The organism is Crocosphaera watsonii WH 8501 (assembly GCF_000167195.1).
In the GTDB taxonomy this organism is placed as follows: domain Bacteria; phylum Cyanobacteriota; class Cyanobacteriia; order Cyanobacteriales; family Microcystaceae; genus Crocosphaera; species Crocosphaera watsonii.
Window position 1 is genome coordinate 15,086 of record NZ_AADV02000033.1, and the last position, 11,932, is coordinate 27,017.

Sequence of the window (11,932 nt, forward strand, 5' to 3'; positions counted from 1 at the left end):
ATAGCTTTAGGAAAAGCAGTATATAGTGGGCTAGAATTCAATCGTTTAACAGGACATAAAGACGGGGTTTGGGGAGTTGATATCAGTAACGATGGACAAACATTAGTAACAGCAAGTTGGGACCATAGCCTAAAATTATGGCAACAAAATGGAAAATTATTAAAAACTATCTCAGGACATAAAAACCGTGTTTATAAAGTTAAATTTAGCCATAATAATCAACTAATTGCTTCTGCAAGTGTGGATCGAACCGTTAAACTATGGACTTTTGATGGTGAACCATTACGTACCCTTAATACTAATAAACCAGTTTATGATGTTACTTTTAGTCCCGATGATCAAATCTTGATCGCTGCCACTGGTAATGATCTACAAATTTGGACAGTGGAAGGAAAATTACTGAAGACACTGGAAGAACACGATGCAGAAGTTTATGATGTAGAATTTAGCAATAATGGTCAATTTTTTCTCTCCAGTAGCAAGGATAAAACCATTAAACTTTGGAATAAAAATGGTCAATTACTAAAAACCTTTCGAGATCATAATAATACTGTTTGGGAAGTAGAATGGGGGGAAGATGATAGTTATTTTCTCTCTGCTAGTGAAGATGGAACTATTAGAAAATGGAACCTAGATGGAACTGTTATTAAAACCATTGTTGCTCATAATAGCGCGGTTATGGATATAGAAATTGTGCCTCAAAGTAAAGTCTTTTTTTCCGTAGGGGAAGACAAAACTATTAAATTTTGGTCTCCTCAAGGAGAATTAATCGATAGTTTTGATGGTCATCAGGATGGGATATTAGACTTAGCAATACACCCTAAAAGAGAATTTTGGGTGTCTGCTAGTTGGGATAAAACCGTTAAACTTTGGAAACCAAATAAACCTCTTTGGATTAATTATCTAGAACATCAAGGAGAAATTCGTGGTATTGCTTTTAGTCCAGATCAAAACCGCATTGTTACAGCAAGTCGAGATCACACCCTAAAATTATGGAACCCCCAACAAGATTCTATTATTTCCCTAGAAGATCATGAAGATGGAGTATCAACGGTGGTTTATAGTCCTGATGGGCAGTTTTTTGCTTCAGGAAGTCGGGATGAAACGGTTAGGTTATGGAATAATCAAGGGGAGAATTTTCGGACTTTAGAGGGTCATACTGATTGGGTTTTAACCGTTGCTATTAGTCCTAACAATCAATTAATTGCTTCGGGAGGTTTAGATAGAACCATTAAATTATGGCGTAAAGATGGTACTTTGATTACAACTATTACAGAACATGAGCGGGGAGTTTTGGACCTTGCTTTTAGTCCTGATGGTAAATATCTTGTCTCTAGTAGTAGGGATCAAACTATCAAAATTTGGCGATTAGATGGTAGTTTAGTTAGGAATATTGAGGGACATCAAGCACCAGTTAGAACTATTGCTATTAGTCCCGATGGCAGTAAAATTGTCTCGGGAAGTCGAGATAACACTGTAAAAGTATGGAGTTGGGATGGGGAGTTACTGCACACCCTCCAGGAACATCAAGAGAGGGTTTGGGATGTCGCTTTTAGTCCCAATGGTGAGATGATAGCATCGGGAAGCGATGACGGAACGGTTCGATTTTGGAATCTTGATGGCCAGTTAATTAAAACTTTGTACAGTTATAGTAGTATGGTACGCTCTCTTGCCTTTAGTCCCGATGGTCAGCAACTTGCGGTAGGCAGTCGGGAAAGTATGCTTATTTTATGGGATTTAAACGAAGTTTTAGCCCTAGATGAATTGCGTTATGGATGTGCTTGGATTAAAGATTATTTAGAGTTTAATGCTAGTCTATCAGAGAGCGATCGCCGTCTCTGTGATGGAATTAAAGTAGTACATTGACAATTTTTGCGCTTTTGTCTTAATTGGACTTTGGACAAAAAAAGTTTGTTAGCGTATATTTTACGCTAAACTAAAATCCCAAAATATCGGCTCTGTATCAGTCAATAAAATTGGCTGACAAATAGGGCTAATCTATAGATTCTGAGGAAAACTAAGGAGCTTTTAAGTTTTCAGTTGATTTTTTGCTCCCTTTCTTGATAACATCATGACGAGTTCGTGGGGCTTTTTTGTAACCTTTAATACGTCCGGAAGAAAAACCTCGACGTTTGGGAAATTTGGCAAAAGTCCCCAAGGTCGTAATTATTCTTGAAAAGTCTCTTTGAACTAGACTAGGGGTGATTTTGATGGATTTATTAGTCTTCAAATACTGTTCCCAATCACGGGGTAAAACCACAGCTAATTTTCTGGCAGCCCACAAATTTACATAAGAAAGAAGTGTTAGTTTAAACCAATTTTCTTCATGATGTACATCGGGAGTTAAATAAGATGTCATCAATAATCTTTGTTTACCAAATCGAAAAAGATGTTCCATGTCATAACGTTGTCGATAACACTGATAACAATCAACTAAACTTAACTCATCGCGCCGAGAACCAATAACAATAAGCCACATAGGTTTCCAAATACTATTTCTTTCTTGAGCTCTGACAACAATCTGGAGTAAAGTAAAGGGGTGATTGTTCATTTTATAGTTTTTAGTTCCTCTCATTAACATCTGTTTCCATCCCGAAATAGTCACTGTTAATTGACGACCTTTTTTCGTTGTAAAGGGAACATGATGAACTTCATCAGGTTCAGTCCAAGTTTGGTCATCTTTAAGGTCAAATTTATCCCCATACCAACGGGGATGTCCCGAAGTTTTGGCTTGATTTGGGTCCCGAATAAATTGACGATAAAAAACTCGGTCACTTCTAACTCTTGTAATAGTAACTACCTCTTCATGCTTAACTTGTTCCCCAATAAAATCCTTTTGACTGTAGTCACTATCAGCCACTAAGACAGATAATTTATCAGAAAATAAAGAACTTTGCCAGATTTTTTTTAGTTGTTGATTGCCTTGATTTACTCCTTTATGTTTAGAGGGGACTAGCTCTCCTGATAAGGGGACAGCCCAAGGGACTTTTTCTGTGTCTATTTGGTCAGGTAAAGCGCAGACAACGGAATAACAATGTCCAATATTAATGGGTTTATTTCCCTTAATTGGATTGAGGTAATGAATAAAGGTTTTATCCGCTAACGTTTCGGCAAACGGTCGTGGACAGGGAGTTGTGTCAATACCAAATAAGTTATAATGTTTTGAAGTGGGAGGAATTGTTCTCGATACCGCTGAAAATAAAGTCTCAATTCTCTGTTCATAATTAGGGTCAGTTTGAGTGGGTAAAACTCTTGAATTCCTCTATATAAACTGTTATAATCTCTTCTAAATAAAGGATTGAGAGACAATTCAACGACTGAGTGAGCTTGTTGGTTACTGGAGAGGGCATCGAGTAATTCTATAATAGTTTCTTTTCTAGCTTTTAGTCCTTGGAAGAGGTTAGACCTCCACACCAGGAATTCCTCGACAGACGTAGCCGTTTCATTTTTGGTCATTTTTAAAATTTATTACCTTATAAATTAGCGGAATATATACGCTAACATCAAAAGAGGTTGTTTGTTACAGTTAAGGCTAATGTCATCACATTCCGAACTTAAGACCAGTCAAGATGTCCACCTGAGAGCCAAACAAATTAAGAGTCTAATTCGCTCTCTTAAACAGAAAATAAAGAAAATTGAACGGGAAGGGGAAGTAGCACCAGCTAATTGTCATATTATTCGTTATCAGGTTAATGGAAAGGGAACAATCTACTGGTATTATAAACTACAGGCTGCTGAATCAATTTTTCCTATGGCCACTAATAATGAGAAAAAAACCAAATATAAATATTTAGGACGAGCCGGAAGTTCTGCTCATATTGATGCTGTAGAAAAACTCACTAGAAGAAATCTCATTGATGAATTAGAACGAGTCATTCAATCTCTAACTGAAAGCTACTTAGATATCTATATTGGAACCGAAACTGAATGAAGCTATTTAATATTTAAAATCCCCTAAAAAGATGGAAAGAGAGTTTTTAAAATCACCTTAATTCTCTATTTTAGCTCTGGAGATATGTTTAGCGTAAAATTTACGCTAACAATTGTTTTTTATCCAAAGTCCAACATACGATGGGGACACGGTTTACTGGAGTAAGCGTAACAGCAAACTCTACGACGGAGCAACCTCTAAATGTCTGAAAAGACAAGACCATTCATGTGGATATTGTGGACTGAAGTTTACAGATGATGAGAGGGGACACCTCCATCACATAGATGGAAACCACGATAACTGGAAACCAAAAAATTTAATGGCAGTCCACCATAGCTGTCACCAGCACATCCACATGGGCAAGACTGAAAAAGTCTAGTTTGTCGGGAGCCGGATGCGGTGAAAGTCGCACGTCCGGATCTAAATGAGAGGGGCGAAGTGTAATAGCTTCCCTCGACTCAACCGAGTATAATCGAATTAACAGCAAAGCAATATATAAATATGACTTCAGCATTATTAAATGACTATTTTCCCCTTCAAGTAGAAAACGGGTATCAAGAGGAAAAATTCTTCACCTCTGGTGTAAATTGGCCAGCTTATGAGTCATTTCTGACATTTTTAGGTAATAGTTCTCGTTATCGTGTCGCTTATCTCTTAGAAACCTTAGAAATTATGTCCCCAAGTCGCAATCACGAATTAGATAAAAAAGCGATCGCTAGATTATTAGAAGTTTATCTAGAAGAAAAACGTATTCGTTTCTGGGGTTTAGGATCAACGACTCTCAAGAATAAAGATAAACAAGCGGGAAAGGAACCAGATGAGTGCTATTGTATAGGTACAGATAAAGATATTCCTGATTTAGCTATTGAAGTTATCTATACTAGCGGTGGTATAGATACTTTAGAAATTTATCGGCGTTTAGGTGTCACAGAAGTCTGGTTTTGGCAAAATCAACAGTTTACAATTTATTGTCTAGAAAATGATACTTATCAGACGAAACCTAACAGTCAAGTATTACCAAATCTCGATCTAACTTTTATGTCGCAATATGTAACTATAAACGATCCTCTAGAAGCTATTACCCAATGGCGTGAACAAATTAAAAGTAACACAACCTTCTAAGGTGAGTTAGGAGTTCGGAGTTCGGAGTTCGGAGTTATGATTTTTTTAACGAGAAACTTGTAGGGGCTTAATAATATTAAGCCCTTAAGGGGATTAGAAAAAGGTGGGCAAGAATATTACTATCTTGTTATGTTGCATAACTTTTAAACTTGCCCAACCTACAATTTTAAGTTAATTATCAATTATCCATTATCCATTATTCCTCATCCTTTGGGTTATTAACTCCTTCTTTGAAACCTCGTAACGTTTTACCCAAAGAAGATCCCAACTCGGGGATTTTTTTGGGACCAAAAATTAATAAAGCAACGATAAGAATAATAGCAAGTTCGGGCCATCCCAGTCCCAACATAAATATCTCCAAAAGTTAAGTTATGTCTGAATTTTGTCATGGGGTACACTCTCAGTATATCCTGAGAATACTGTCTTTTGTTGAATTGGGTACCTAAACATGACGACTTTACAAACCTCACCCACTACTTTACCCCTACACCCATTAATTCATCAGTTAGCTGAGGTTATCATCTCCCATTGGGAAGAATATTTGGATTTAAGCCCCTACCAATTACCAGATGGTTTAGGCTATGTAGAAGGGAAACTAGAAGGGGAACGACTGGTGATAGAAAATCGTTGCTATCAATCTCCCCAATTTCGTAAAATGCACCTAGAATTAGCAAAAGTAGGGCGAGGGGTAGATATTCTTCACTGTGTCATGTTTCCTAACCCAGACTATGCTTTACCTATGTTTGGTTGCGATATCGTGGCCGGGAAAAAGGGTGTTAGTGCGGCGATCGCAGATTTATCTCCCACTAATCCTGAGTTAACCTTATCTAATGAGTATAATCAAGCATTATCGCAATTAGAAACTCCCAACTTTTCGGATCAACGAGAATTGCCAGAATGGGGTGATATTTTCTCTGATTATTGTTTATTTATTCGTCCCCATACTCAAGAAGAAGAAAGACTATTTCTACAACGAGTAGGCAACTTTTTAAGAGTGCATTGTCAACAAGCAAATCAATCTCAAACCGTCTCTAATAAAGAACGAGAACTTAACATACAAGGTCAACAATATTATTGTGAAAAGCAACAACAAAATGACAAAACCCGTCGTGTTTTAGAGAGAGCATTCGGTCAGGCTTGGGCTGACAAATATATGACTCAGGTATTATTTGATATCCCGAATAATTAACTTTAATTAGTTAATTATTATCAGTAAAATCTTTTGTTTAATGTTCACTTTTGATCGATTTAAGGAGATAGTTCATAATGAATGAAAAGTCCAAATTACTAGAAACAATTGCCGGAAAAAATAGAGGTTTATTAGCAACGGAAATGGATCGGGTAAGGGTTTTATCTGCTATTGAACAACTCGAAGATCATAACCCCAATCCAACGCCTATTAAAAACCCTGAATTATTAGACGGGAATTGGCGATTATTATACACAAGTAGTAAAAGTATTTTAGGATTAGATCGTTTTCCCGTGCTGCAATTGGGTCAAATTTATCAATGTATTCGAGTTGACGAAGCTAAACTTTATAATATTGCTGAAATTGTTGGAGTTCCTCTTTTAGAGGGAATTGTCAGTATTGCTGCTAAGTTTGAAGCTACATCAGACAAAAGAGTACAAGTTCAATTTGAACGATCTATTGCAGGATTACAAAGGGTTTTGGGGTATCAATCTCCTAATAAATTAATTAAAGATATTGAGACAGGAAAAAAGTTTTTTCCGTTAGATTTTAACATCAAACCTCGAGAACAACCCGCATGGTTAGAAATTACTTATTTGGACGAGGATTTACGTATAGGAAGGGGTAGCGAGGGGTCTGTTTTTGTTTTAGCTAAAGAGAAAAAATCATAGTAGATAAAAATGGACAGAATTACCCCAGATCAACTTGAAAAAATTATTGCTGAAGTTGAAAGGTTATCAAAACAAAACGAAGACTTGGATCGTCAGAATGTTGAAGAAATTTTACAAACCCTGAATTTATCACCTGATCTCCTCGATGAAGCGATTAATCAGGTAAATCGTCGAGAAGCATTAAAACGAGAAAAAAAACGTAATTTACGGGTATTGCTGGGGATTATTTTTATCTTGTTTATTACTGTGACAGGAATTGTTCTACTTCAGCAAAATTATCAACAAGGTTTAGAGGGAATTACTATTTACCAAAGTCGTCTAACTTTGTCTGAGGATAAGGGTGACAATCTTCAAGTAATTAATCGTCAGAATAGCGGTGAAATTTTCTATCGTGTTACTTTACAAAATGTTCCCCTTGGTGAACGATTATCCTTGAGTTGTCAATGGATTGATCCCCAAGGAAACCTCTCTCATCAAAATGTCTATCAAACCCGTAAAATTGATAAGCAAGTATGGACAACTTATTGTCGTCATCTAATTGGAAATGCTTCTCTATCAGGGACTTGGACAGTAGAAATGTTTCTCGGCGATCGCTTGTTAAGTCGCAATAATTTTCAGGTTCAATAATTACTGCTCATAATATCATAAAACAGTGGGTAAACGATATCAATGGTTAGGTTATTGGGGATTAGATCAAGCTCAAGAATTTGCCAAAACTTTGCAGATACTTTTTCCCCATATCCAGAACAATTATCAGTTACAAATACTGAATAACAATGAAAATATTTCTGGAACAATTGCTTATTTTGGTGAAACTTTACTGGAAACTAAAGCAGGTAATCCCAGAGTAATTAATTTTGCTGCATCTGGGGTTAACAATACTGCTGATTCTTGGATAAAAATAGATGAAGATTACTTGATTTTGGGACGGGATACTTTTGGTAGAGTCCTTAGTTATTGGACACAAATTAATCAAGGGATTTGGTTTTCTTCCCATTGTCAATTATTATTACCCTTACTGTCTTCTCCAAGGGTTAACTTAACCGCATTACATAACTATACTTGTTTTTCTTATTTTCCAACTCCTTTAACTCCTATTAAAGAGATTTCTGCTATTAATGCAGGAGAAGAAGTTGTCTTTTCTTGTCTCAATAATCAACTTACTCATAGTAAAAAGATTATTCATCAATGGCAATCTTTACCCAAAACATTTAATGAAGAAAAAGAAGCGATACCCCAACTACAAACATTACTTAAAAGATCAGTAGAAAATCAATTACAAGGAATTAATAATGAACCTGTGGGTATTTGTTTATCAGGAGGACTAGATTCATCAATTATAGCTGCTTTATTGGTGAAATTAGGTGTTAAAGTTCGTGCCTATACATTAGAATTTGAGAAGGATAATTTATCAGAATATCCTTATGCAGAAATGGTGGCTAAACATCTTAATATTCCTTTGGTTAAAGTTAGCATTACTCCCGAAAAAATAAAAAAACATTTGATTAAAGCAGTTCGTGCATTAGATTTACCCTTTGGTGATGGTGTCACCCTTCCCTTATACCTATTATATCAAACAGCGTCTCAAGAAACTGAAATGATTTTTAATGGAGAAAATGGCGATCAATTATTTGCAGGTTGGACAAATAAACCCATAATTGCTGCTAATATTTATCAGTTTCAACACCCTGAATATCAAAAAGATTTTACTGAACAATATTTACAAACTTTTCATCATCTCTATGGTTATGAAAAAAGAATTTTTACTTCAGAAATTTATAATCAATTATTATTAAATGAACCCAGAGAAGCAATACAATCATCTTTAGATAAAGAATTTTCAACTGATTTATTAGATCGTTTACGTCGTGCTACCCTAATGTTAAAAGGGGCGCAAAATATTCAACCTCGTGCTACTTATTTAAGTAATGAAAATGGTTTATGGGTTCGTTCTCCTTTTTGTGATATTGATTTAACTCAATGGACATTTCAAACCTCTGAAAATTTATTTTTACAACAATCTTGTGAGAAATATATTCTTAAAAAATCGGTGGAATCTTGGTTACCATCTGAAATTGTTTGGCGCAAAAAAAGAGGGATGGGTGTTCCCTTAACCTCTTGGTGTTTAAACTCTTTATGGTTAACCCTTGGTAGTTGGTTAAACCCCACTGTATTAAAAGCTGAAGGAAGATTTCTAGATCATCTCCCTTTACAAGTTATTTTAGGACAAATTAGTGGTCATCTCAGGGGTAGAAGAATAGGGGAAATTCTCTGGTTATTGTTGATTTGGGAAGTTTGGCGTGTTAAGGTTTTAGGAGAAGATAAAGCAAAGGTTTCCTTACTTAATCCTTTCTATATACCTCGTCCAGTCTGGCAAAAATATGCTAATATTAGAGCAAATTATTTCTAAATTAAGAACGGTTTAAATTAAAATCATTCTTAATCTTAAAGAGTGATAATTTTAGCTTTTCCAAGAATTAACATTAATAATGATATGACGGAAATTGCTCAGAAGCAAAATCAGCCATTTTCTGCTACATTAGCTCATAGTTTGTTAAATTGCTATGGATCTCCCCTTTATGTCTATCAATCTGACCTATTAAGACATGGTATATCCCACATTACCACTAGCATCCCCTATAATAACACACTTTTTCAGTTTGCAACAGTAACCAATGGGAATATTGAACTTTTAAAATTATTTAATGACCAAGGATGGGGAATTCATGCTAATACACCAGGAGATATTTATTTAGGTTTAAAAGCAGGATTCTCTGGAGAAAAAATTGTTTATAGTGGTAGCAATTTAAACCCAGAAGAAATGACACAGATTTTAAAATGGGGAGTAAGAACTTTAAACTTAGATAGTATATCGCAGTTAGAATTATTATATGAAATTTATAAATCATTTCCTGGTGACTTATCTAGCTTAAAATTAGGTTTAAGATTAAACGAACCTAACCTAATTAAAGATAGTAGAATTGGGGTACAACCTCAAGAGTTTCCTGAAGCTATCAAAATAGCTAAAAGGGTAGGATTAAACATACAAGGATTACATTTTTATCGCGGAACTGGAACCAATGCAACTAGAGCGTTTACCAAAGTTATTGATGATATTATACAGATAGGTCAATTATTACCTAACTGGGAATATTTAGACTTTGGGGGTGGATTTGGTTACCCTTATCATCATGATAAAATTGCTTTTAATTGGCATAAATTTGGTCAAGAATTGACTGATAAATTAAATCAATTATCGAAACCAATACAATTAATTATTGAACCAGGTAGAGCAGTAATTGCTAATTGTGCTACATTATTAGCTAAAGTTGTTTCTGTAAAATGGCAAGGAGATAAACAAATTATTGGAGTAGATACAACGGTGGGTAATTTATCGGTTCCTTCGGTTCATGGAGGGTACCGAAAAATCATTAGTTGGCCAGAAAAATCTCAAACATTATGGTTAACTGACGTTTGTGGTAATACAACTTATTCTAGGGATTATTTAGGGAAAAATTGTCAACTTCCTGCCTTAGAAATTGGCGATATTATTGGTATTTTAGAGGTAGGAGCTTATGGTTATGCTATGTCATCTCATTTTCTCCATCGTCCCCGTCCAGCAGAAGTTTTATTAGAGAAAGAAAGTCATCGCTTAATTCGTCAACGAGAAGACTATCAAGTATTAATTGATAATCAAATTTTAAATTAAAGGAGTAATTATTGTATGAAATGTATTAAATGTGGGAAAGATAATAATTTAAAAGATCGTAAAGCGAATAAGGATCGTTGCTATTATTGTGGACATCAATTTGCTTTTGAAAAGAAAGTACCAACAGAAAATGCAAAATTTACTTATCTATTTTTTGCTAATGTTTTGAACAGTATTTCTGCGCAGAAGACATTATTTTTTACGAGTAAAAAGCTTGGTTATTTTTTAGATAAACGACTGAAACCTAAGTATAGTGATGCTGGTTACAGGGCAATATTTATACTTATATTTTTCAATATTTGGTTTACTGATTTTGTGGGAATCTTTCCGTCTATGGGAATAGGAAATATTTCTTTTTCTTTACCGTCATGGATTATAAATTTACTATTTGTTATATCGTTCTATCAAGCTACTATATCTGAAGATAATAATTATAAAATTCGCAAAACCTGCTCAGGTAATTTAATCATATATGGAATATTTATCCTAGTAATTGGTATTTGTGTTAGCATTCCTTTCTTGAACTCATTTCTATTTTTTGCTTTATTTACTCTTTTAGGAATTGACTATAGCCGATATAGTAATTTAAAAGAGCGTATAGCTAATAACGATTGTGACGATTATTATAAGCATAACTTTGCTTTAAAACCAATAGAAATGAAAGGAAATGCAAAATTTACTGATACATTTTTCGCTAAGGTTTTGAGTGATATTTCTGCTGATAATACTTTGTTTTTTACAAGAAAACAGTTTGATTATTTTTTAGATAAACAACTGAAAATCGAGTCTATTGGGCTTGGTGAGGTAATAATATTTATATGTCTAATTGGTCAGCCTTTCTTTATGTTTATTGTAGCTTTTTTTCTAGCTGTGATAAGATTAAATATTGCTTTGCCTTTAGCTTTATGGATTATCAACTTACTATTTATTATGGTTATTTATAAACAGATGATATCTGAATATAATTCTTATCAAAATCGTAAATATTACTCACGAATGTTAATCATATATGGAATATTTGTTCTAGTAGTTGGTATTTATCTAAGCATTACGTTATGGAACTCATTTTTATTTTTTGCTTTATTTACCCNTTTAGGAATGCGTGGTATCTATTAGGGATCATTAATCCAATAATAGGTCATGTCTCACTTCTATTGTTTCCCAAACGAATGCTCATGGTTAACCGTGGCAGAAATATGGTCTCTATACATCATATTTTCGAACCTGTGATTATCTGCTATGAGAAATCTAAGGTTGACGGCATATGCAAACCGATTGTCTTTCCTGAAACTCTTGAAAATGGGCCCGTT

General features: G+C 34.7%; 10 protein-coding genes and 1 pseudogene. 9 read left to right on the plus strand and 2 right to left on the minus strand.

Annotated features, from left to right (window positions below):
• The gene (locus CWATDRAFT_RS39975; RefSeq protein ID WP_268742331.1) at positions 1-1,866 is read left to right on the plus strand and encodes a WD40 repeat domain-containing protein; all 1,866 of its coding nucleotides are present in this window, start codon (positions 1-3) and stop codon (positions 1,864-1,866) included.
• 151 nt (positions 1,867-2,017) lie between these two features.
• On the opposite strand, the pseudogene CWATDRAFT_RS33885 reads toward CWATDRAFT_RS39975, so the two are convergent.
• Positions 2,018-3,456: pseudogene (locus tag CWATDRAFT_RS33885) on the minus strand (NF041680 family putative transposase).
• A gap of 79 nt (positions 3,457-3,535) precedes the next feature.
• Between CWATDRAFT_RS33885 and CWATDRAFT_RS16420 the strand changes: the two are divergent.
• The 3 genes from CWATDRAFT_RS16420 to CWATDRAFT_RS16425 all read left to right on the plus strand — a co-directional run bounded on the left by CWATDRAFT_RS16420 (position 3,536) and on the right by CWATDRAFT_RS16425 (position 5,053).
• Positions 3,536-3,931, plus strand: coding sequence for a hypothetical protein (locus CWATDRAFT_RS16420; protein ID WP_007303072.1), 396 nt, complete (start codon positions 3,536-3,538; stop codon positions 3,929-3,931).
• Positions 3,932-4,043: 112 nt separating this feature from the next.
• Complete coding sequence (locus tag CWATDRAFT_RS41380) at positions 4,044-4,310, plus strand: HNH endonuclease (protein ID WP_007306074.1); 267 nt, start codon at positions 4,044-4,046, stop codon at positions 4,308-4,310.
• Positions 4,311-4,432: 122 nt separating this feature from the next.
• Positions 4,433-5,053 (plus strand): Uma2 family endonuclease, encoded by a 621-nt coding sequence (locus tag CWATDRAFT_RS16425; protein WP_007306075.1) that lies wholly within the window; start codon positions 4,433-4,435, stop codon positions 5,051-5,053.
• A 196-nt stretch (positions 5,054-5,249) separates the two neighbouring features.
• On the opposite strand, the gene tatA is transcribed toward CWATDRAFT_RS16425, so the two are convergent.
• Positions 5,250-5,402 (minus strand): twin-arginine translocase TatA/TatE family subunit, encoded by a 153-nt coding sequence (gene tatA, locus CWATDRAFT_RS16430; RefSeq protein WP_007306082.1) that lies wholly within the window; start codon positions 5,400-5,402, stop codon positions 5,250-5,252.
• 99 nt (positions 5,403-5,501) lie between these two features.
• On the opposite strand from tatA, the gene CWATDRAFT_RS16435 reads away from it, so the two are divergent.
• The 5 genes from CWATDRAFT_RS16435 to CWATDRAFT_RS16455 all read left to right on the plus strand — a co-directional run bounded on the left by CWATDRAFT_RS16435 (position 5,502) and on the right by CWATDRAFT_RS16455 (position 10,622).
• The gene (locus tag CWATDRAFT_RS16435; protein WP_007306076.1) at positions 5,502-6,242 is read left to right on the plus strand and encodes a phycocyanobilin:ferredoxin oxidoreductase; all 741 of its coding nucleotides are present in this window, start codon (positions 5,502-5,504) and stop codon (positions 6,240-6,242) included.
• A 77-nt stretch (positions 6,243-6,319) separates the two neighbouring features.
• Positions 6,320-6,913 carry a PAP/fibrillin family protein gene (locus CWATDRAFT_RS16440; protein WP_007306077.1) on the plus strand — a complete coding sequence of 198 codons (594 nt, stop codon included), beginning with the start codon at positions 6,320-6,322 and terminating at the stop codon, positions 6,911-6,913.
• Between the two features lie 9 nt (positions 6,914-6,922).
• Positions 6,923-7,540 (plus strand): hypothetical protein, encoded by a 618-nt coding sequence (locus CWATDRAFT_RS16445; RefSeq protein ID WP_007306078.1) that lies wholly within the window; start codon positions 6,923-6,925, stop codon positions 7,538-7,540.
• Positions 7,541-7,565: 25 nt separating this feature from the next.
• Complete coding sequence (locus tag CWATDRAFT_RS16450) at positions 7,566-9,323, plus strand: asparagine synthetase B family protein (RefSeq protein ID WP_007306079.1); 1,758 nt, start codon at positions 7,566-7,568, stop codon at positions 9,321-9,323.
• Between the two features lie 42 nt (positions 9,324-9,365).
• The gene (locus CWATDRAFT_RS16455) at positions 9,366-10,622 is read left to right on the plus strand and encodes a diaminopimelate decarboxylase family protein (protein WP_232287129.1); all 1,257 of its coding nucleotides are present in this window, start codon (positions 9,366-9,368) and stop codon (positions 10,620-10,622) included.
• Positions 10,623-11,932: the final 1,310 nt, after the last annotated feature.